This window comes from Bacillus sp. FSL R5-0560 (genome assembly GCF_037966305.1).
GTDB classification, from domain to species: domain Bacteria; phylum Bacillota; class Bacilli; order Bacillales; family Bacillaceae; genus Bacillus; species Bacillus mojavensis.
This window is the reverse complement of the sequence record NZ_CP150195.1, coordinates 1,018,643-1,040,812: the sequence shown is the minus strand read 5'-3', so window position 1 is coordinate 1,040,812 and position 22,170 is coordinate 1,018,643. Positions and strand designations below refer to the sequence as shown.

The 22,170-nt window shown below is 41.0% G+C and carries 19 protein-coding genes and 1 pseudogene; 3 read left to right on the top strand and 17 right to left on the bottom strand.

Features of this window, described 5'->3' with window-relative positions; genetic code table 11:
* Positions 1 to 51 precede the first annotated feature (51 nt).
* From glpP to NST56_RS05175, 7 genes are all read right to left on the bottom strand, one after another.
* Positions 52 to 627, bottom strand: a complete 576-nt coding sequence (glpP, locus tag NST56_RS05205; RefSeq protein WP_339180494.1) for a glycerol uptake operon antiterminator GlpP — start codon at positions 625 to 627, stop codon at positions 52 to 54.
* Between the two features lie 30 nt (positions 628 to 657).
* Positions 658 to 2,010 (bottom strand): aspartate aminotransferase family protein, encoded by a 1,353-nt coding sequence (locus NST56_RS05200; RefSeq protein ID WP_339182086.1) that lies wholly within the window; start codon positions 2,008 to 2,010, stop codon positions 658 to 660.
* A gap of 133 nt (positions 2,011 to 2,143) precedes the next feature.
* Positions 2,144 to 3,058 carry an AEC family transporter gene (locus tag NST56_RS05195; protein WP_339180492.1) on the bottom strand — a complete coding sequence of 305 codons (915 nt, stop codon included), beginning with the start codon at positions 3,056 to 3,058 and terminating at the stop codon, positions 2,144 to 2,146.
* 112 nt (positions 3,059 to 3,170) lie between these two features.
* Positions 3,171 to 4,712, bottom strand: coding sequence for a bifunctional GNAT family N-acetyltransferase/carbon-nitrogen hydrolase family protein (locus NST56_RS05190; protein WP_010333525.1), 1,542 nt, complete (start codon positions 4,710 to 4,712; stop codon positions 3,171 to 3,173).
* 15 nt (positions 4,713 to 4,727) lie between these two features.
* Positions 4,728 to 5,390: an HAD family hydrolase gene (locus tag NST56_RS05185; protein ID WP_010333524.1), complete on the bottom strand. Its 663-nt coding sequence runs from the start codon at positions 5,388 to 5,390 to the stop codon at positions 4,728 to 4,730.
* Between the two features lie 122 nt (positions 5,391 to 5,512).
* Positions 5,513 to 5,935, bottom strand: a complete 423-nt coding sequence (locus tag NST56_RS05180; RefSeq protein WP_010333523.1) for a CBS domain-containing protein — start codon at positions 5,933 to 5,935, stop codon at positions 5,513 to 5,515.
* Between the two features lie 137 nt (positions 5,936 to 6,072).
* A complete protein-coding gene (locus NST56_RS05175; protein WP_339180488.1) occupies positions 6,073 to 6,468 on the bottom strand; it encodes a YhcU family protein in 396 nt (131 codons plus the stop codon).
* A gap of 111 nt (positions 6,469 to 6,579) precedes the next feature.
* On the opposite strand from NST56_RS05175, the gene NST56_RS05170 reads away from it, so the two are divergent.
* Positions 6,580 to 7,488 carry an RluA family pseudouridine synthase gene (locus NST56_RS05170; protein ID WP_326192501.1) on the top strand — a complete coding sequence of 303 codons (909 nt, stop codon included), beginning with the start codon at positions 6,580 to 6,582 and terminating at the stop codon, positions 7,486 to 7,488.
* A gap of 33 nt (positions 7,489 to 7,521) precedes the next feature.
* On the opposite strand, the gene srtA is transcribed toward NST56_RS05170, so the two are convergent.
* Both srtA and NST56_RS05160 read right to left on the bottom strand, forming a co-directional pair.
* A complete protein-coding gene (gene srtA / locus NST56_RS05165; RefSeq protein WP_268446603.1) occupies positions 7,522 to 8,118 on the bottom strand; it encodes a sortase SrtA in 597 nt (198 codons plus the stop codon).
* Complete coding sequence (locus tag NST56_RS05160; RefSeq protein ID WP_339182083.1) at positions 8,115 to 11,690, bottom strand: 5'-nucleotidase C-terminal domain-containing protein; 3,576 nt, start codon at positions 11,688 to 11,690, stop codon at positions 8,115 to 8,117. The genes srtA and NST56_RS05160 overlap by 4 nt, the downstream gene beginning before the upstream one ends.
* A gap of 141 nt (positions 11,691 to 11,831) precedes the next feature.
* Between NST56_RS05160 and NST56_RS05155 the strand changes: the two genes are divergently transcribed.
* Positions 11,832 to 12,488, top strand: coding sequence for a spore coat protein (locus NST56_RS05155; RefSeq protein WP_229147607.1), 657 nt, complete (start codon positions 11,832 to 11,834; stop codon positions 12,486 to 12,488).
* Here the strand turns inward: NST56_RS05155 and NST56_RS05150 are convergent.
* Together NST56_RS05150 and NST56_RS05145 are read right to left on the bottom strand one after the other, a co-directional pair.
* Positions 12,414 to 13,389 (bottom strand): annotated as a pseudogene (locus tag NST56_RS05150) (hypothetical protein); the annotation flags it as partial. The gene NST56_RS05155 and the pseudogene NST56_RS05150 overlap by 75 nt on opposite strands.
* Before the next feature lie 122 nt (positions 13,390 to 13,511).
* The gene (locus NST56_RS05145; protein ID WP_010333516.1) at positions 13,512 to 14,081 is read right to left on the bottom strand and encodes a YhcN/YlaJ family sporulation lipoprotein; all 570 of its coding nucleotides are present in this window, start codon (positions 14,079 to 14,081) and stop codon (positions 13,512 to 13,514) included.
* Positions 14,082 to 14,235: 154 nt separating this feature from the next.
* Between NST56_RS05145 and NST56_RS05140 the strand changes: the two genes are divergently transcribed.
* Positions 14,236 to 14,673 (top strand): hypothetical protein, encoded by a 438-nt coding sequence (locus tag NST56_RS05140; RefSeq protein WP_326192500.1) that lies wholly within the window; start codon positions 14,236 to 14,238, stop codon positions 14,671 to 14,673.
* Positions 14,674 to 14,938: 265 nt separating this feature from the next.
* Here NST56_RS05140 and NST56_RS05135 read toward each other — a convergent pair whose 3' ends face one another.
* From NST56_RS05135 to NST56_RS05110, 6 genes are all read right to left on the bottom strand, one after another.
* Entirely contained in the window at positions 14,939 to 16,111 is a 1,173-nt protein-coding gene (locus NST56_RS05135) for a Rap family tetratricopeptide repeat protein (protein WP_339180480.1), read from the bottom strand.
* A 213-nt stretch (positions 16,112 to 16,324) separates the two neighbouring features.
* The gene (locus NST56_RS05130) at positions 16,325 to 17,638 is read right to left on the bottom strand and encodes a hypothetical protein (RefSeq protein ID WP_339180477.1); all 1,314 of its coding nucleotides are present in this window, start codon (positions 17,636 to 17,638) and stop codon (positions 16,325 to 16,327) included.
* Positions 17,639 to 17,759: 121 nt separating this feature from the next.
* Complete coding sequence (locus tag NST56_RS05125) at positions 17,760 to 18,155, bottom strand: cystatin-like fold lipoprotein (RefSeq protein ID WP_133488375.1); 396 nt, start codon at positions 18,153 to 18,155, stop codon at positions 17,760 to 17,762.
* 53 nt (positions 18,156 to 18,208) lie between these two features.
* Positions 18,209 to 18,715, bottom strand: a complete 507-nt coding sequence (locus NST56_RS05120; RefSeq protein WP_339180471.1) for a hypothetical protein — start codon at positions 18,713 to 18,715, stop codon at positions 18,209 to 18,211.
* A 14-nt stretch (positions 18,716 to 18,729) separates the two neighbouring features.
* Entirely contained in the window at positions 18,730 to 19,719 is a 990-nt protein-coding gene (locus tag NST56_RS05115) for a bifunctional lytic transglycosylase/C40 family peptidase (protein WP_253600789.1), read from the bottom strand.
* On the bottom strand, positions 19,716 to 22,169 hold the full coding sequence (locus NST56_RS05110) for a hypothetical protein (protein ID WP_339180466.1): 2,454 nt from the start codon (positions 22,167 to 22,169) through the stop codon (positions 19,716 to 19,718). Before NST56_RS05110 ends, NST56_RS05115 begins: the two co-directional genes overlap by 4 nt.
* Between the last annotated feature and the right edge of the window lies 1 nt (position 22,170).

Below are 22,170 nucleotides of genomic sequence, written 5' to 3'. Positions count from 1 at the left end.
CCATCACATTGTATTAACCTAGTGCAATTGTATCAGTGGATGAAAGCGGTGTCAATCACTTTTTGTCAAAAAGCTTTCATATTTTTTCCATAATTTGGTGTTAGATGTTGTGACAGCAACGGCACCAGCTTTCAGGGCCTGTTCTACATCCTGTTCTGTGCGGATGAAACCTCCCGCAAAGATAGGGATACCTGTTTTCTCTTTAATTTCCTGAATAAGTGACGGCACGATGCCCGGCAGTACTTCAATGAAGTCAGGCTTATGCTTGCCGACAAACTCCATGCTTTTTTCCATTGCGCTTGTATCAAGCAGAAACAAACGCTGGATCGCATAAATTTTTTTCTGCTTCGCTTTTGCAATCACGTTTGATCTAGTTGAGATAATCCCCGCCGGCTTAATATCCTGGCAGATAAATTCCGCTCCGTATTCATCATGTTTGATCCCTTGAATTAAATCAACATGGACCATCATCTTCTTCCCGTGCTTTTGCGCCTCTCTGATCACACCCTTTAATTGTCCGAGATGAATATCAAGTATCACGCCGTATGAAAACGAACTGTTTAAAAACTCATCAAATTGCTTCATATTACGAATAGCCGGTAAAATAGGCTGGTTGTGAAAACTCATAGTGTGCTCCTTTAACAAATCACTTTTGTATCAAATCGTGAGTATGCTTTCCTTCACTGTTTTTACGATAAATGCAAGGTCCTCTTCTGTCAGACAAAATGGCGGGGCGAGCTGAATGACATTGTTGAATCGGGCGACTGTATCGCCGTTTTTGCCGATGATCAGCCCTTTCTCTTTGCATGCCGCTACCACTTGGTTCACTTGGTCAGCGCCAGCCGGCTCTTTCGTCAGTTTATTTTTGACAAGCTCGATTCCGACCAGCAGCCCTTTCCCCCTTACATCCCCTACTGCAGGGTGTTCTTTCAATGACTGAAGCTCACCTAAAAGCTCTGCTCCGAGATCGCGGGATCGCTGAATCAGCTGTTCGTCCTCCATAATTTGCAGGTTTTTCAAAGCCAATGCGCAGGCTGCCGGGCTGCCGCCGAATGTGTTGACGTGGCGGAAACGGTCATAGGGAGCTTCTCCTTGGTAGGCTTCAAAAATTTCCCGTTTAACCGCGGTCGCTGACAATGGCAGATACGCGCTTGTAATTCCTTTCGCCATTGTAATGATATCGGGCTTCACGCCGTAGTGCATATATCCGAACGGCTTGCCAGTCCGCCCAAATCCGCAGATGACTTCGTCACAAATCAGCAGGGCGCCGTGACGGCGGCAGATTTCCTCCACTTTCTTCATATATCCGTCCGGCGGCATTAAAATGCCTCCGCCTGTAATAATTGGCTCCATAATGACACCGGCAATCGTTTCGCTTAATTCCCATGTCATGATACGGTCAATTTCATTTGCGCTCTCTAGCGTATCGGCGTCTTCAGGATTTCGGTAGACATCAGGCGGGGCGGCGTGCAGGAATCCTTGGCTTAACGGTTCATATTTATATTTCCGCTGTGCCTGACCGGTGGCAGAGAGCGCTCCCAACGTATTGCCATGATAGGCTCTATATCTAGAGATGAATTTATAACGGCTGTGGTCGCCGTTTTCCAGATGGTACTGGCGAGCGATCTTAAAAGCGGTTTCATTCGCTTCCGATCCGCTGTTGGAAAAGAAAATCACATAATCGCCGCCAAGCCACTCATTCAGCTTTTCCGCCAATTGAATCGCAGGTGCGTGACTTTGCGTTAACGGGTAATACGGCAATTCCTTTAATTGTTCATAGGCAGCCTCCGCAAGCTCTTTTCTGCCGTAACCAATATTAACGCACCATAAACCGGACATCGCATCAAGATAGCGGCGTCCGTCTATATCAGTCACCCATGCTCCTTCCGCTTTTTGGGCAATCAGACTGTCCGCTTGATGCGCTCCCTTCATAGCATGCCACACGAATTGCTCATCCTTTTGCTTTAATCCCTGATTTTGCTGAATGTTTTCCATCCCCATCATCTCCATTTCATTAGCGTTCAATAAATTGAAACAGACCTTCTCTTATGTGATGTCTAGGTGATGATTTCCCTGACTTCAATATAAAGCCAGACGACAAAGGAGTCAATAAACCTCCGGGTAATTAAAACATCCTCTTTCATCAAGAAGAAAGAGGATGCAGCATCCAAAGCAGGACCGGCAAAGTGACTATGCTCAGCATTGTGCTGATAAAAGTGGCACTGGAAACGACCTCAGGCCTTGTATTAAACTGAACGGCCATTAAGGTCGTATTGGCAGCGGTCGGCATGGCTGCTACGAGAATCATAATTTGCTTCGTCATGTCATCCACAGGCAAAATCGATGTAAAACCCAGCGCAATGAACGGAGATACCATCAGCTTCAGCAGCAGAGAATAAGAAATTTTTCTGTATTCAATATTCTTGAAAGATATCAGCGCAAGCTGCATGCCAAGAATAATCATGATCGTCGGTACCGTGGCATTTCCGACCAGTTCAATGCCTGTCATTAACTCTTTGGGAATTGAAATATGCATAAGCTGAAGTATCGTCCCTATAAGTGCTCCGTACACCACAGGCATACGGATAACCCGAGTCATCACCGTTTTACATCCGCCTTCCTCCGAACCGCCCTTTGCAGCGTAATACATGCCGATGGTGCTCATAATTAACTGCTGCAAGACCATTAACACAACAGCCGTATCCAGCCCCGCCGTCCCAAACACAAGCAGTACGACAGGCGTGCCGTAATTGCCGTTATTCATAAAGGCAGATGAGAGAATCATGGCACAGCGATCTTGATTCGAATACTTATGAAAAAAGGATAAAAAGGAGACCAACAGCACTAGAACCAAGCATAGACCCAGCACAAAAATAGACAGATACACATAGTCCATCGTCAGCTCGTTTGAATAAAACGTATCAAAAGCCAAAAAAGGAGACATTAAATATAAGGACATTTTGGACAGTGTCTGTATATCAAAACCGAGTGTTTTCTGTCCGATATAACCAATTGCGAAGATTCCGAAAACAGGAACTAAAACAAGCAAAAACTCCATAAGGCACCTTTTTTTCCGATGTAACATATTTATTTCTATTGTAGAGAAAGCGCGGCAGCGTTTCAATTCCGCTTTTTTAAAAAAAGCCCGCCAATTCAGGCGGGCCTTCGCATTATTTCTTATAGTGTATGTGGTATATATCACGGCGTCTGTCTTTGAGCTGGCGCACCGTTCCGTTTTGGCGCTGTCTTCTGAGAATTTCTAAGTCAACATCGCCAATGACGACCATTTCAATATTCGGGTTGGTTTCCCCAACGATGCCGTCTCTTGCAAATTCAAAATCAGAAGGAGCAAAGATGCCTGACTGAGCATATTGGATATCCATATTTTCCGTTTGCGGCAGGTTTCCAACCGTTCCGGAAATGACGGTATAAATTTGATTTTCGACCGCTCTTGCCTGTGAACAGTATCTGACACGCAAGTAGCCTTGACGGTCTTCCGTACAAAAAGGCGTAAAAATAATTTTGGCGCCTTTATCGGCCGCAATGCGGGCAAGCTCAGGAAATTCAATGTCATAGCAAATTTGGATCGCAATTTTTCCGCAGTCCGTATCAAACACACGCACCTGGTCGCCCGCACTGATTCCCCACCATTTGCGTTCATTCGGCGTAATATGCAGTTTATATTGCTTCTCAATCGTCCCATCGCGTCTGAACAGGTAGGCGATATTATAAATTTTCCCTTCCTCTTCTACGAAATGAGATCCGCCGATGATGTTGACATTATACTTAACAGCCAAGTCTGTAAACAGACTGATGTAATCCTCAGTATACTCAGTAATTCTCTGTACCGCCAAGCTTGGTGAACGTTCCTCAAGGAAGGACATCAGCTGGGTTGTGAAAATTTCCGGGAACACTGCAAAATCGGATCTCGCGTCAGACGCAACATCGACATAGTACTCTACTTGATTCGCAAATTCCTCGAAGGAATAGATTTTTTTCATTTCGTATTGGATGACACAAATTCTCACAGGGAAGGCCGATTTATAATAACGCTTTGTCTGCTGCGGCAGATAATCGACATTATTCCATTCCATCAGCGTCGCATATTTGAATGAAGCTGTATCATCCGGGAGATAATCCGGGTTAATCCGCATCAGGGTAAAACCGTTCATCAGCTGAAAGGAAAGAACCGGATCGTAAATTTGATGGCGTGTTACCTGTTCAACATACTCTCTCGCCGTCATTTCATCAGCATATTTATGATAGTTCGGTATCCGTCCGCCTATGATGATGCTTTTCAGATTTAAGCGTCTTGCCAAATCCTTTCTTGCCTCATACAAACGATGGCCGATTTTCATCCGTCTGTAATCAGGATGCACCATGACCTCGATCCCGTACATGTTTAAGCCATCCGGATTGTGATTGGTGATGTATCCGTCATCTGTAATGTCCTGCCACGTATGGCGGTCATCATATTCATCAAAGTTAATTAAGAGGCTTGAGCACGAACCGATGATTTCACCTTCGAATTCTGCACAAAACTGCCCTTCGGGAAAATGCTCCAGATGGCTGATTAAATGCTCGCGCTTCCACGGCTCCATGCCTGGAAAGCAGTCCTTTTGAAGGTCGATAATGTTGTCGATATCTTTCTCTTCGATATTACGGATGACCATTTTCTTTTCAAAACGGGTCAAATCTAATTTCTCAGACAATCTACTCGCTCCTTTCTATTTTTGTGCGTTTAGATGATCAAGCAATAGGGTGAGTTCCATCTCCGCCATTGATTCGAGCCTGTGATCATATTCTTCAAACATCAGGGTGCCTGTTACTTGATTCGGAACGATGACACACTTCATGCCCGCTCGCTTGGCAGCAATCGAACCATTGACGGAATCCTCGAATGCGAGACATTCCGACGGCGATACTCCAAGATTCTTTGCCGCTAACAAATACAGCTCGGGATTGGGCTTGACCTCTTCTACATCATCAGCTGTCTGAATCACTTCGAATTCGTCAAACAGGCCCAGTTGCTTCAAATGGCCGGATACCCATTTATAATCTGAGCTGGAAGCCAGACCTACTTTTAAGCCTAAATCCTTTGCCGCATTCAGATACGCTTCAACACCTGGTCTCGCTTTTTCTGTTTCCATGCGTTTTGCAAACCGGTCTCTTCTCAGTTTTGTCAGCTCTTCATGGTTCAGCTTTTTGCCTATCTGCTCTTCTAAGTATTCAAATGGCCGAAATCCCGCCGCTGTTCCGATAACCTTTCCCCATACGGATAGTGGCAGTACTGAGCCATGTTCCTCAAAAATTTCCTGAAGGACTTCATATTCATGCGTTTCTGTATCAAGAATAAGCCCGTCAAAATCAAAAATTAACGCTTTTATCACTGCGTACAACTCCTTTGGCCCGAATTGAGACATATGTATACACTATACCCCGAAACGTCTCTGCTTTCAAAAAGTAAGGGTCTATGTGAAGAAAGAGCCTGCACACTGCAAGCTCTTTCTAATTAATGCAAGTTTTGATGAGAAATGTTTGTCAGCGCTTCTCCAGCAGACTCGTTCGACATCTGATTGACAGCCAGGTCTCCAAGCGCAACGATCCCGACTAGATTGTTTTGATCTACAATAGGAAGGCGGCGGATTTGGTGCTGGGCCATCAGCTGCGACGCGTCTTCCAGACTCATATTAGGGTTTCCTGATACGAGGTCTGTTGACATCACTTCTGAAACGGGTGTCTGGCCATCTCGGCCCTGAGCTGTGGTTCTCAATGCAATGTCACGGTCAGTCAGCATTCCTTTTAAAACACCTTGCTCTACAACGGGAATCGCCCCGACGTTATGCTGTTTCATCAGAGAAGCCGCTTCCTGAATCGTTTGATTCGGAGAAACGGTTGCTACCTGCGTTGTCATTGAATGTTTAACTGAACTCATTGGTCAGCACCCCTTTCAATCATTAGTATGTTCAGACACCGGATGATTAAAAAGGGAGTTGCAGGAAAGGTTTTGTGGTATGATTTCTCTGATGCAAAAAGAGCTTTTCTTGAAACGGAAAAGCTCTTGCTGCGAGATTATATCAGTCTTCTGTGACCGGATAAAGCTTTATTTGTTTTCATTTGAAAATCAGATAAAGCAAACGGAAAATATATTCCGCAATCATTCAGCAACTTGCTGTTTTTATTAAAAATGGCTTGATCACTTAAGTCATCGTGCGGTGAAGGCTTTGTCAGGATAATATGTATCATTTGCAGACAAGCCATAATTTGAAAAGCTTCTTTTAATGTTCCTTGGTAATATTGGTTATTTAAAGACAGAACGCCTTTCTTTTTAAAGCGCTGAATGTCCAGTTCGGAGAAATAAAGAGGAAATACATGATGGAAAAGCTCCATTGACAGTTCCTTGATAAAGCTTTCCTGTTCTTCAGTTGCTGCGTTCATAATTCTCACGTCTATCACCTTTCTTGCCATCGAATATCCAAAGTCTTTCTCAAGAATATCACAGAAAAAAACGCGAATGTTAAGGTAAGTGTTTCCTATGAGAATCAACGGCCTTTCACGCGAAAAAGGAGCCATTTGATCATGAAAGAAAAAGGCAAAGGGCTAGAGCTGATAATCAGTGAAAAACAGGACGGACAATGGCTATTTTCCGTGCTGAAAACAGAGCTCAAAGCTTCGAAACCCGTTATCCAAGAATGGATGACTCATCACAATATAAAAATCAATCATGAGGCTGTCAAAAACAACATACTCGTAAAAAAGAATGACCGCCTGTTTATTGATCTTCAGGAAAACGAAGAATCCTCTGTCATACCTGAGTATGGAGAGCTTGATATTTTATTTGAAGACCGCCACATGTTAATCGTCAATAAACCAGCCGGTATTTCCACTCATCCCAATGAAGAAGGTCAGACCGGTACGCTCGCCAATTTGATTGCATACCACTTTCAGGTAAATGGCGAAACAATCAAAGTGCGCCATGTCCACCGTCTTGATCAGGATACATCGGGTGCTGTCGTATTCGCCAAGCACCGTTTGGCGCATGCCATCTTAGATCAGCAGTTAGAGAAAAAGACGCTGAAGCGTACATATCTCGCAATTGTTGAAGGAAAGCTGAAGCCCAAAAAAGGCAAAATTGATTCGCCGATTGGAAGAGACAGATCACACCCGACAAGACGGCGGGTTTCACCAGGCGGACAAGCCGCCGTCACCCATTACCGTACCCTTACTGTCAATGCGGGAGAAAAGCTCTCGCTTGCTGAATTAGAGCTGGAAACGGGCAGAACGCATCAAATTCGTGTGCATATGGCAAGCATCGGCCATCCGCTAACGGGCGATACACTTTACGGAGGCGGGGGCCAATTTCTTAACAGGCAGGCGCTTCATGCCAAAAAGGTACAGGCTGTTCATCCGATTACCGGAGAACTGGTCGTTGCCGAGGCACCGCTTCCTGCTGATATTGAAAGTCTTTGCCATACTTATTTATCATGAAAAAAAGCCGCTGAGATTGACCTGCGGCTTTTTTTACGAAATACGTTTTCCGTAAATAATATAACGTTTTGGGGCATTTCCGACGTATGAAAAAGGATAGCAGGTGGTCAGTATGAGCTCTTCCTTTTCGTGCTGCAGCGTAATAATGGACGTATCATCCTTGTCTACAATTTTTGTTTTTTCAATTTCATATGTAAAATCACCATATGACAGGATGATGTTGAGCCGGTCACCTTTTTCAAGCTCTCCCGTCCGGCGAAACACAGTATCACGATGTCCTGACAGCACAATTTGTCCGTTTTCATCTGGATAAAAGCTGTCCTTGTAGTGCCCCACACCTTTTTCTAAGTCATCAGCATCGGTTCCTTCCACGATTGGAAGCTCCGCATTGATTTTAGGGATTTCCAGTATGCCGCTCGCTTGACCTGTTTTCGGCTTAAACGATGATTTTTTTTCGGCTTGATTAGCGTTTTTCTTCGTGCCTGCAATGGCCGGCGGCTGTTCAGCCGCCTTTTTTGCTTCTTTTAATGTTTGCTCAGTTTTCATGCTGGTATCAATCAATTTAAAGCCCCCGTATCCAGTGATCGCAAGACCGATCACAATGATTACAAGAGGAATATATTTTTTCACGTTGTAGCGGCACTCCTTTTCCTTCTAATATATAAATACGTTCCGGACAGTGAGACCGCTGCACCGATCACAATAAAGTTGTAGTATCCTGCTGACGTATCCGGGAGCTTAGGATCAGAGCCGCTTTCCTTACCTTCTTTATGCAAAGGCAGTGTGTTTAAACGGCCGGCGGCAGTAGCAGGCTGATTGGTCTTTGTTGTAAATTCTTCAAAGGTCGAAATGACTGCAGGCGGGAGCTGATGGACCGGAGCAATGCCCGGGGTCTCTTTTAGATCAGGCTGTTCTTCCCCAGGTGTCGGATTTACCTTGCCTGGATCGTCTGTTCCCGGACTGTCTGCCGGGTCTTTAGTGACTGGGTCTTCGGCATGACTGTCTTCAGCCAGTTTAATTCTGCCTTCTTTCGTATATGAAATCGGCTTTTCAAAGCTTTTTACATACTCTACAGTCGCTTCTAAATCCTCAGGCCCTGTAACCGGATGTTTCCCAAGCAATCCGATTGGCTGGTATTTGGCTCCTGTCGCCGTCGCCATAAAATGATTAACGGTCAATGTGTATGTGGCATCCGGCTGGATTTCGGTTCCATCTGCCATTTTTATCTCAACTGCTTTGCCTGTATCTTTATCCCACGTATACGTAAACCCGCTTATGCTGTAGTCAGGGCCGAAAACCGGTGAGATTTGCGCATTGATGATCTCCCGTAAATCTTTTCCTTTAATCTCAAGTTTCGTCAACACATTTCCGAACGGCTGAATGTTATAAAGATCCCCCCATGTAATCGGGCCTTTCTTCAGTCCTTCCCGTATCCCGCCGCCATTCATTAGCGCAAAATCAGTTTTCATCGCCGCTCTCATGCCATCGGCAATCAAATTCCCAAGAGGCGTGTCGCCATCATTAGAATAACCGCCTTCCATATCAACAGCCGCTTCACCGACTACTTCGCTGATAATCGGTTCAGCAATGGCCTGATACTTACTTAAAATAGCTGAGGCGCTGGCATCAGGTTTTTTCTTGCTTTGATCGACGTATTCGATTTCAGCCGACTTTTTGACGATGTCTCTTGTCTGTTTATTGATTTCCAGATCAACGACACCTATCGCTTTTCCGTATTCAAACGCCTGAACGATCAGCTTGCCGTTCACTTCACCATTGACGACCTTATGATTATGCGCTGCAAAAATGATGTCTATCTCAGAATCAGATTTGTTTGCAAGGTCAGCGGACTCACCTGTTATTGTGCTGCCGTTTTGTTCGGCAGACATATGTGCGAGCACCGCAATTGCCCTGATGCCTTTTTTCTTCAGCTCTTCGGCAGCAGCATTTACTGCTTTTACTTCATCGGTAAACTCAATATCCTTTATTCCGTCAGGCATTACCATTCCGGCCGCCGACTGTGTAACAACTCCAATAAAAGCAACGGGTATGCCCTCTACATTTATAATGTCATAAGCCGGCAAAAAGGGTTCTCCGGTAGACTTCATTTTACAATTGGCGCACACGAGGGGAAAATTTTGCCCGTCATAGCCGCTAGTGCCTTTCGGATCATCTCCCCCTTTTAACATTCTCATGAGTTCATCCGTCCCTTCATCGAACTCATGATTGCCCACAGTTCCAACATCAAATCCGATATCCTCCATCAGTTCGACAGTTGGTTCGTCTTGAAGAAGGGATGATACAGGCGAACTGCCTCCGATCATATCACCGGCGTGCACAGTGAGCGTATTTTTCTTTTCTGTCTTTTTCTCTTTCAAATAAGCAGCTGCATAGTCCATGCGTCCGAATGTGCCATCTGGAGTGCCGTCTCCATCAAGGTCAAGCTGATATTGCTGATCGATTTTCCCATGCAAATCGTTCATGCTTAAAATCCTAAGCGGTATATTTTTTTGGGGAGAGGTTTGCTTTTTCTTGTAACCGGCACTCTCTGCTTCAGCTTCTGAAGCAAAGAAGATCCTGTTTTCCACAGCCACCTGCTTCCAGTCTGCTGGCGCAACATAGGTCTTGTTTGATGAGTCTCCCAAATACCTTGTCAGCCCTTTTCCCTGCTCTCTGGCTCTAAATTCAAACGGCATTTCCATAAGAGGATCCGCTTCATTCCAAATGCCTTTTTGCTCTTTTTTTGCATTAGCGACTGCAGCCTGAAATTCCTGATAATCCTCTTCATTTTCAACAGGCCAAATAAAATATGTTGGAGCATAGCCATTTTTCACGAGTTCTAAATTCACATTTGACCCTATTTCAGTCACAACCTGCCCAAGAAGTCTGCCATAGCTGTCCTTGGCTTCACTGCCGACTTTTACAGTAATGTGATCTCCTGGAGACAAAACAGTTTTTAAATAGTCAGATGCTTTCTTTCCAAATCTTAATTGATTTTCATCTGCTTCATTTTTTGGTGTGTGGTACGTTTCTGGCGTGTCTACATTTACAAAACGAATTTTTGTCGCACCAAGTATCGGTTTTTTGACATGAATGGTGTCACCGTCTACAACGCGATCAACCACAGTTTCATATTCGCCTTCTGAAGCCGGCGGGGCAGGCTGCTCTTGAAGCGGCTTGATGTCTGCTGATTTTCGCGGAAGAAGCTGAAGGGATTGATATCTGCTCAACACGCCTGTGATTTCATACCATTTATTCTCAGTCAGTCCATCAATGATACCTGTCTCATTCATAACACGTAATGTCATTGCGTGGTGATCGTTATCAATCATTGTTACATTGTAACCGCCGCCCGCTTGAGAATTTGGAATGGAAGAAATATAAGCTTTGACCGTCACAAGACGCCCTTCATATTGATCACCCAAGCTGCCATTGACCAGTTCATTGATCGTTGAAGGTTCAGGGACAGGGAGAGGCTGATTGGATTGGATAATACGGATGCCGGATGTATCCGGAACAATTTCAGTAAGCCCTTGGTAAGTCGTTATTTTCCCTGTTACCGTAATATCCATTCCTTCTTTTAACTCAGGGAACTTCTCTGGCGCTGCCGAATAAATGTTGATGCCGCCTGTGTCATCCTGCATAAAGGTCGACAGCTTTCCGCCTCCGATTGCGTTTTGATCGGCAGTAACAACACCTTTAATCGTGACATGCTGATTCATTCTGCCGCGCGCTTCCTGTATTGTAATAGGCTGTTCTGTCGACGGAGATTCAGCATCATCCTTTAAGACCATCGACTGAACCTTCTTAAGACCTGTCGTATTAAAATAATGTTCAAGCTCTCCTTGAACAGCTATCTTTTTCCCAAGAAGCAGCGGGTTCGTTTGCAGTCCGAATTGGCTTCTGAACGCGGAGGGTATTTGCACGGGAAGAATGTGATTGGGTGATGTCTCGTTTTTGCTGTCTGCTATAGCAACGTTATAATCATTTGAAAAAGGACTCGTCAGATTATAATGCTGAGATGAAACGGCTTGGCCGATTGTATATCCTTCGACAAGAGCTTGTCCCTCTTTTTGCTGTATCGCTTTTTCAACCGATATTGCTTCTGCCGGCTCAGCAGCCCTTACAGCTTCATAAGCGGACATGACATTCAAGAAAATGAAAAGCATGATCAAAACAACATGCAAAAAACGCCTCATCAGTTTTCCTCCCTTACATCTTGCATGATTCGTTTATTTGTTAATCACTTCGACAATCAGCATATAATTCCTGTCAGTCACTGCATAAAACACAGCGGACAGGCACAAAATACAGCTGATCTGAAAAAAAAGGAGGAATTCGGTTTGGATCAGCAATTTCAGCAGCAATCACAGAACAAAGGGATACCAGGTAAACCGCATCAGAATCACGGAGGACATGAAATGTTTGATATGCACGAGGTGCTTTCCGGAACGCTTACTGTGCTTGATCAGTTTATGATGCTGAGACAATTCTGTAAGGATCAGGAATTATTAAACATCCTTGACCGCCAATATCAATTCATTACATCTCAATATAACTTAACAGCAGAGTGCTTCAAAACAGGAAGCGAGCCTTCACAAAAAACGGCAACTTATATGATGAAGGAAGACAACCAGACTGTTTACGGCATGCAGCCGGCACAGCCTAAGAAACCTGTTCAATCTATGAATGATATTGATGACAGCATCATCAGCCGCCAAATGCTTTGTGCTGTTAAGGCACAGGCATCTATGCTGACGATGGCTTCTCTAGAAATGACAAATCCGGCCGTTAGACGTGTACTGTCTGCGCAAATTCAGCAGTATGTCGAAATGGCTTTTGAGATTTTCCTTTACCAAAACAAACATGGTTACTACCAAGTTCCGCAGCTTGACGCGCAGGATATGGAACAACTGAGAAATTCCTTTGCCCCTGCACAAGGACAAATGCCTCCGACTCAAGCAACTCAAGGCGGTATGGGTCAGCAAGGACTTCATTAATTAAAAAAGGCATTGGATAGGTTCTATCCAATGCCGCATTTTCTTCAAACGATCTGGTGAAATCTTCTTCAAATTGATCAAGACTATCCTGTGTCGCTGCTTTAAACCCTTTTTTAAAATCCCCTTTTTTCGCTGTTTCCTTTATAATCTCCAAAATAATGTCTTTCCCGTATGTTTCCGTCAGCTCATTGACCATATAAAAACTTTGCAAATAAACATCGGTTTCATATTCCGATCGAGCTTCCTGCCAGTCCTGATCTGTCTGCAAACGGTCAAACGGCACGACAGAAAACGTGATCGGATCTATGAGCAATTCATAGTTCGCGATCCACTCGCTTAATCCTTCATGGAACCATAAAGGGAACTCATCAGGATCTGCTTCGAGCTCCCGTAATTTCTGATGAAACGCATGGTGTGTGTACTCATGAATCAATAATCTCTGATACAGATAAACCGCTACCTCATCACCTTCTAAAAGCTGCTTTTTCTCTTCAGGCAATAATCCGATCAGCTGCTCCCGCTCAGAATAAAAGCCGACAACATCCATTAAACCGGAATAAGCCTCCATCTGTTTTTCATTAGGAAAAAAAATAATATCAATAGGCTTCGGATTCGAATATTCAAGCATGACCTGATTAATACTCACCGCATATTCAAGCGTTTCTTTCGTTAATGGCAGTAAGGATTTTTCCTTAGAAGTGTAATAAACATCGGCCTGTGTAAATGACTCTTTCTTCATGTGCTTCGTCACTTGTTCTTTCGTTATCCCAGATGCCTGCTGCCCTGGCAAAGACAGAATATACATCGTGCTTGATACGATGGCCGAGCTTACGGCCAGCATCACAAGGACTCCGCACAGGAATAGAGCGGATGCCGCACGCTTTCCTATGCCACCCTGCAAACGTCTCCCTCCCTGAGCCGGTCCGTCTTGTACCTTTTTATTTTTACTCTATGCAGCCTTAGTTCACAGCGTGTCATTTCTGCAAAGAAAAAAGCCGCACAAGTTATGCGGCTTTTTATCTTTTATTCAGCTTGCGGAAATACACGTTGCACTGTTTGACTAAATTCATCAAAGAATCCTGCAATCGGATCACCATTTTGGATTCGTTTGCCATACCCCTGCATCCGGTCAACAAAGTCTGGATTTGCAGAAACATACACGTTGTCCATGTTCTTATCAGTATCTTTTACTTTATCGGAGATCTTCTTTTTCAGATCTTTTCCAACTTCTTCTTTTCCATTTGTTAATACAACCGCAACATACGCTTGATTTCCGGCAACAATTACATTTGCGTGTTTCACTTCTTTCATTTCGGTAATTTTATCGGCAGCATCATCAGCAACTTCCAACTGACGGTTATCATTACCGTTATTGTTATCACCATTATTCGTCATATTATTGTCGACGTTGTCACGGGTATCATTTGCATTGTTGATATTTCTTGTACCGTTGTCATTTCCCGGATTGCGGTAGTTAACATTTTCAGGCTCTGCATTATCACGTCTGCCCTCACCCTGATTGGCCATACCACAGCCAGTCATAAGCAAAGGGATAAGAAGCATGGACGCAAGGACTTGTTTTTTTCCAAGCATGTGAATTCCTCCTTTATCACTTTACTTATAGGTTTTTCTAATTGGCTCTAAATATGCATGAAAAAATATCGGAAATGCTTTCCCGGGAAATAAAACGGTTAATTTGTCTAATGAGCGGGGAAAATATCAATACACTTATAAAGGAGGGATCACGTTGTTCAAACAGCGAAAAGGAATCAGTCCGACAGCCTTAGTTATCGGTTCAACTATGCTTGTTGCTGCTTTATCACCACAGATCCGGCAAAAAATCAGCGGGTTTATTACAGGCCAAATGAACAACCGGAATGCTCAAAATAAGTCGGTTGATCTTCCTAATGTTGGAGATATGATGAAACAGGCGTTTGGCGGAAATAATCAAGATCAATCTCAAAATCGTCAGCAAACTGGCCGTCAGCATCAGCATGCAGGCCAGCAGCAAAGCCAGCCTCAACAGCATCAGTCTCAGTCTAAGCAAAATCGTCAAACGGACACAACAACCAGAAATAGACAGCAGCAATATGCAGAGCCAATCCATTTCGATCAAAGCGCAATGAATGTAATGGATGACAATACTGTAATGGAAATGCTGGAAGACTTAGAACCCGGCCGTTAAAAAAACGTGTAATCCTCTGACGGATTACATAATGGTTCAAATAGTTAATTACCTTGGCTTTTAAGGTGTTTTTTGCTTTTAATTTTCTTGTATTTTATATTTTTTCGTCAGTTTTGGAGTACAATTGGTGAGCATAAAAAAATCCTTCTTGCGTTCAATGATGAACGTTTGAAGGATTTTTTTTATTTATGCTGCTACTCTATCCGAAGCGATCTTTATCGATTCGGTGTTAGTTCCCACATCAAAAGTTGAAAAGGACAGAACGCTAGTTAACACTGCTACTGCCAATATAACTCGACTGAGTTTCATTAATAATCTCCCCTTTTTTAATTTTGTTTCTTGCTTCAACGCTCAACATATAATATTCACTCGAGCGTTGAAAGTCCTGTTTCCGATGAAAATACTGCGCCACTTCAATAGCATAGTTCTCTAAGTCTGCATACATTTTCATTGAATCAAAATATGCAAAAGCCTCACTAATTAATTCATATTCACCATTTGAAAAATAAAGTCCTTCTAATATTTTGAATTTGGCAATATATTCAGCATCATTTGATTTTCTTACAAACTCATGCCCTTTTTGAAAAAAGAAACCAGCTGATTCTTTGTCATCTTGCTTGATTTTTACATGTGTTAAAATAAAAAGAGTTTTCGCCACAAAGCTATGATCATTAACCTCAAGCAAATCCAAAGCCTTTTTAAGATGACTTGATGCATTTTCATAATCTTTTAACTCATCAAAGCAAATACCTATGTTTATGTGCGCCATCCCAATTAAATAATCTATTTTAATCTCTTCAGCAATTCTTAATGCTTCCATAAATGTGTCCAAAGCCTTTTCGTATTCCAGAGAGTCAATAAAGTTTCCGCCTAATATAAATTGACATCTTAATCTCTGTATAAAGTAATCATCATACCTTTTATATATTTCAAGAGCTCTATAGGCATAATTAAGCGAAAAGTATGTTTGCTTCATATAGTAATAAACATAAGATACTTTAAAAAAGAATTCTGCTTTTTCAATCTCATCATCTACTTCGCTTAATTTTGCTTCTGCTTTTCTATAAGAAGTTATTGCCGCAGTTAACTCTTTTCTTCTGAATTCATACATCCCCATAAAGAAATGAAAGTAATATTCCAACATTCCAGTAACATTGCCCTGCTCTTCTAACCTCTTCATAGCTTGATATGAGGTTTTTAATTCTTCTGTTTTTTCCGAATTCATATAATTAACTAATAATTCATGTCGGAATTCAAGCAATTGATAATACAGTAAAGCATCTTTACTTTCTTCCATAGTTTTCAGATCTTCTTCAACTTCTTTTTTTATTAGTTTAGCTTGATCAAGTTGATCATTTTTTATATGGGTATACCATTCGTTCAACTTTTTTGTAACTACATCATATGGAATTTTATCTTTATCTAAAACACCTCGCAAGAAAATTCCCCCATCCTTAAAATTGTGCGAATATTTACATTAATTGTATTATGTCAGAACACCCTTTATTTTACAAAGACGAATTGTAAAAAGGTACAATATATCTACACCTTTGCGTTTTTTTTGCGGGCATAGCAATTCTTTCGAGACTTGACTTTATTGTTGTAAAAAAAAAGAGAGCACTGATTGGCCCTCTTTAATTCTTTTATCTTATTAAAATATGTTTTGATAATTAGCTTCAAAGCCTTCTTCTAAGTGTTTACAGACTTCATCTTTAATTATCTTATAATCAGACTTAAAATCATTTCTTTTATAGCATTGCGGATTACCATTAATCCCCTTTAAAAGTTTTTCAAATTGTTCTTTGTTAAAGTTCTTATAGTATGGCGTAACACAATAATTAAACGTATAATCAGCATTCTTAAAGAACTGACTATGTATGTGTTGACTGATCATAAGATCATAAAATTCTTCTAAGCAATCATGTTTAATCGCTAATTTTTTTAGAAACACTATCTCGTCTTGTTTAAACAATATATATTGAGCGTATGGTGTTACAGAGTTTATATATTCATATTCATATGACTCGGAATCAAGTTTTTCAAAATGCTCTTTTACAGATGGTAAGAGAAAATGTGCTAAATATTTGTACTTATTATTTTCCTTCACTCTATTTCGAATTATCTGTTGAGAATGTGTTTTCAATTCTTTGAAGATATTTGGAAATAAAGCTAATAAATTAATTAACTTCGATACTATTATTGTTTCGTCAGTAAAATCACTAAATAATTCAGTTTCCTTTTTAACTAGGTCCTCTAACAGATCTTGATTTTGTTCTAATAAGATTATAAGAACATCGTAGTTCACCTTTCTATTTTTGTCCTCATTTTCCCCCTTCTTTTTGAAGACAAATTTCCAAAGGTTTTTAAAAACATACTCTGTTAGCTCATCATTAAAGTAATTAATATATTTTGAATTAAGATAGGTCTTTAACTTTTCATCTGATGAAAATTCATTCTTAACCCTTGCAATCTCCATGAGAAATGGAACAAAAACTTGCTTTGAAAATATCGGTTTCTTTTTAAGCAAACCGTCCAACATATTTCTAATATGCGATTTAACTAATTCCTCTGTAGGTGCGTATAAAATCTCGATAGAACTGACAACTGGATGGGCAGATAAATTTCTGTCATTTTTCAATGCCAATATATGTGAATACACATCATTTTCTAGGATCTTTACTTCTCGAAATGCTTTTTCTATTAAATCATTTTCCCATTGTGGCGAAACTGGATTTTCATCCTTATCAGTATTTAAATCATTAAGTACTTTTTCTGCTTTTTGGTCGTTATGGATATCTCTAAGATCAGAGAGTTTATAAATCAAATCACAAATGACTACAGAATATAACATCACTATTGCAGATCTAAAATTTTTATTTTCATAAGAACTTATAACTTCCTCGAAATAACTTTTAGTCTTGTGATGGTCTATTTTCTCCATCTCTTCTCTAATATTATACGACATCTTAACACCCTTCTTAATAGGATTTTCTTGTATTCACGTTTTTTATATTATACATCACTACTTCAAATAGAATACAGCAATCCTTTTATAAACAGAAAAAAAAGAGGAGCAAACACATGGTCTACTCCTCTAACTTTGTCTCTTCACCTTTTGCTTCTTCATAGTCTGGTGTTTTCTTTGACAAACCCAATCTATCATTCTCTCCGTTTCCAGGCATGCTATCCATTTCTTCATATTTATCACCTAGTTTTTCAAAGTAATCATATGGTGAAAGTTCACGGGAATGATCTTCTGGAAGATAAAAAGCAACTTGAATATACTTTCCCCCATCATACACACGTATTAAAGCATTTTCTCTTGTATATATACTGGTATCAGCGCCCGATTCTTTTGCGCTTTTTTTGTCTAGATCAATAACTTCATTAATCGCATCATCATACTTATTACCACCACATGCAGTTAAAACGAACATCATCATCAAACTAAGGAAAATAAAAAGGTTTTTCAAAATAAACATTCCCTCCTTTTTCAATATTTAGTATAAACAAACAATTTAACCTTTTCCACTTTTTATCCATTTCCCTTAACCTGCACATTATCGACTAACCAACCATCTTTATCTTTTTTCATAGTCGTTTGAACAATCAACACTTGATTCGTAGTAACTGAATTTGCAGTCGTTGAGATTTCTACAATGTTCAAAAACAATTCATGGGATTGATCTAAGGGTTTTGAATAACTCTCTAAGGAAAGTAATTCACTTTGCACACTGACTGTGTGCTTTTGATCAGAACGAGAAGGGAATGCATAGTCAAATCCTTTTCCAGTTGTATGCTTCTTAACTGTCTCATATCGCTTATCTATGTCCGAGTAATTAAAAAACGCTTCAAAAAATGCCTTGTTTTCCGAAGTGCTGCTTGTTGATTCTATATGGTTCAATTCCTTAATTTTTTCTGTCAAAACTTCATTCTTATCCTTTAACTTTTCAATCTTATACGTTTGCTGTCCATTCGTGAAAAATCCCGTCAGCAATATTAATAACAAACAAGACGAAGCCCATGCAATATGTGTTTTCATGTTTCCACTCCTAATTATTTAATTCGTCCAAAAGATACAAGGTGATCTCTCCAATAACCTGATTTCAGATTAGAATATTCGATTCCACTGTCATTTGAATTAAACATTCTGCCATTGCCAACATAGATGCCGACGTGAGTAATGGCTTTTCCTTCATATGTGCCGCCAAAGAACACCAAGTCACCCGCAGTCGCTTCTTTTTCACTTATTTTCTTTGTTGCCCCATGTTGTTCCTGTGCTGTTCTTGGAAGAGTAATTCCGGCTTTGGCAAAAGACCACTGAACAAGGCCCGAACAATCAAATCCAGTTTTCGGGTTTGAACCACCCCAGGCATACGGTTGCCCTTCATACTTCAAAGCTTCTTTCATGACCGTTTCATAGAAATCCATAGAGCCATTCACAGGCGCTACATTTTTATCAGAACCTTTCACATACCTCATAACGTGATCAACATAGCTTGGATCACCATAACTTTTCCATCCCATTTTGAAAGCTTGCAATCGGCTGAAATCAAGTGCCAATTTCTTTGTGTATTTCCCGCCATTCTTTTTGACATAGTCTATAAATCCAGAACCAAAGTTGTATGCCTGTAAGGTTAAACGAACATCACCGCCAGCCTGTTTAAAAACCTTCTTAAAATGTTTAATGCCGACTTCAATCGAACGTTCTGGGTCAGTTATGGAGTTGGGAGGTAAGCCGATACTTTCGGAACTTTGCATTATATCTAAAGAACGCCCACCACTTTCTTGCATGGTGAGCGCCATAATAATATTCACTTGATCAAAAACACCTTCCTGACGGGCGTACTTCTCAAATACAGCCCTAAATCGTTCGACTTCCGGCGCAATGCCAACTGTTTCATATTCGCCATCCCCACCGCCTATAAAATCGTCACCCACTTGATTTTCTCTTGAAATTGTCATAACCACTACGATACATAAAACAAAAAAGAAGATAAAAGGAGCCGAGAACACCAAAGGAAGAACTACCTTTTTACTTATCATCTTTTTCTTTCATCCCTTCTCAGTCGATCTTCAACTTTTGACGAGGTGCGCCTTCCAATATCATTTAAAGACACTTGCTCAAATATATTAACGCTTTGTTCAGTCCGTTTAATGGTTTGTGATGAAGGCTGTTTTTCTCTTGATAGAGCCTTACTTTCACCAGCAGGAGCAACAGTCTGTTTTTCCTCAACACGAATACCATCTGAATGAACTTTTGCGGGTTCAGATGGTCTGATTTTACGTTCGTTATTGGCAATAGGCTGATTTTCTGCTTTTGTTGATTGAGGACTTTCAAAGCCGAGCTGCGGTTCAGGTTGATTCGTCATCACTTTTTGGTCTGATCGTTTGATGTCTGCTGTTTTCTCTTGTGCTACAGGCTCACTCTTTGAAACAGAATCATCTTTCTGGACTTCAAAATCTTGTTGCTGATCTGTTTCAGGATTCTGATTTTGTTCTTCATAAACATACGCTTTCTGATCAGTGCGTTCTGTATCTTTTTCATTCTCTTGTAAGACTGGTGCTCTATTAGAAGTAGTTTCTTCTTCAAGTTGTAATGATGCATCGTCAGTTTGTTGCTGATTATCTGGCTGTTTAAGAAGCTGTTCAACATATTCTTTTTGATCTGTTCTAGCTGATTCATCCTTTTTATCCTGCAAGATAGGTGCTCGTTTGGGTAGATCCTCATTTCCTGCATTCAAAGCATCTTTCAGCATAGGAGAGTTTATTCCGTCTTTTCTCAATCTGTCTAAATGGGATTGCTGTTTATTTTCTTTTGCATTTGCAAAGGCTTCTTTTTGTTTTTGTTGTTCTTTGGATAGAGTTTGAGGATTTCGCTTTAAGTTTCGGTTGTTATGGCTAGCTATTCCGTTAGCAGTCTCTTTTTGCGGAGTTCTTGAAATAGCATGAGTATTATCATATCCCATAGTAGCCCCACTCGGAGAATTTCCGCCGCCACTTGGAGTACCAGTTGCACCAGTTACGCCATCAGTATTTGAACCATTTTTTCTCCCCCTAAAATTCTTAGCAAAGTCAGTAAATACGCCCCCTCCGTTACCCAATGTGCTTCCTATTTTCTTCGCATTTTCCCAAGCTGGTTGAACAACATTTTGTCTCATGTTTTCCATCATATTATTATCAACTGAAACAACTTTTCCAGCAGTCACAAACTTGATAATGGCATCCCTCTTGTGAAAACCAATCCACAAGATTGAGGCAAGGACAGCGACATTTAAAAGATACATTCCGAAACCATTTGGAGGAATTAACTTGTCAACGATAAAGCAAGTTACGTACACAAACAGAACGATAATACCTAACATTGCTTTCAGTAGATAAACACTCCCTAACCGTCCAAGCGTAACGAATCCCGAATAAGCTAATTGGGGAACATACGCCAATATGAAAGCAAATGGCACAAAGAATACAATCACTAAAGCGATAATTTGAAGCAAGAAATTAAAGAACGCTAATGCTAAAAAAGGTATCCCAATGACAATAGAAGCGATCACAGCGATAAAAGATTCTCCAAGTTGATTAAAGACATTCCCAGAGGTCATAGACTCATTATCGTATTTTTCAATTTCAGTGTCCTTTATATATTTCTGTTTTGCTTTTTCTCCGTCTTTTGACAGCTTGTATGAAAGCAATTTATCGACCCTTGATAACTTATCTTTCGAATCACCTTTCTCATTAATTTTTGCTTCACTTGTTTCTCCAAAGTTCACGATTAGAAATGGCTTCATCAAAGCAATGTCAAAGTAAAGATTACGCATAACCGCAACTGTGCCTTCCATTTCCTTTCCTTTTTTAATCGCAGAACTGTCCGCAAAATTTCCTTCATCTTGAACAATGCCAACCAAACCATTTCCCGCAGTTAAAAGCTTTCCTTGTGCTTCTACAGACAAAGCATTCAACGCTTTCATGTAATAACCAGCGTTTGACATCCAAAGTCCGCCGATCACCATGACACAAATAAATAGAATACTCCGTCGCATTGCTTCTTTTGCGCTACCTCTAACACAGAACAGATAGACGACATAGCCACACGTGAAGATGAATAAGGCTTCACCGAAATTCTTTTTCAGAGTTTTATAAACTGATTTAGAAACGTTTGTAATGGAGTTTGCGAACTCGTCAATCGGTTGCAAGTTATACAAAATATCCATTCCCGCATCAACCACACGGACAATGTTTCCCGCAAAAGAAAAAGTGACGTTTGTCAGTCCAACAAACGCCCCCTTTATTAAATCGTCAGATGCTTCATTATTCGCTTGATAGCGTGAGATAGGAAACCTTTTCACCTTCAATTCCACGCCGCCAGCTTTTTCGACTTTTGGCTGAGTGGTGGTATCTCCGTCAGCCGAAAATACTGTTATAGCTGATGCCACAGTTAGAAACAGCAACACGATTGCCGATACAATTAGAATCCTTTTTTTCTTCATCACAGCCACC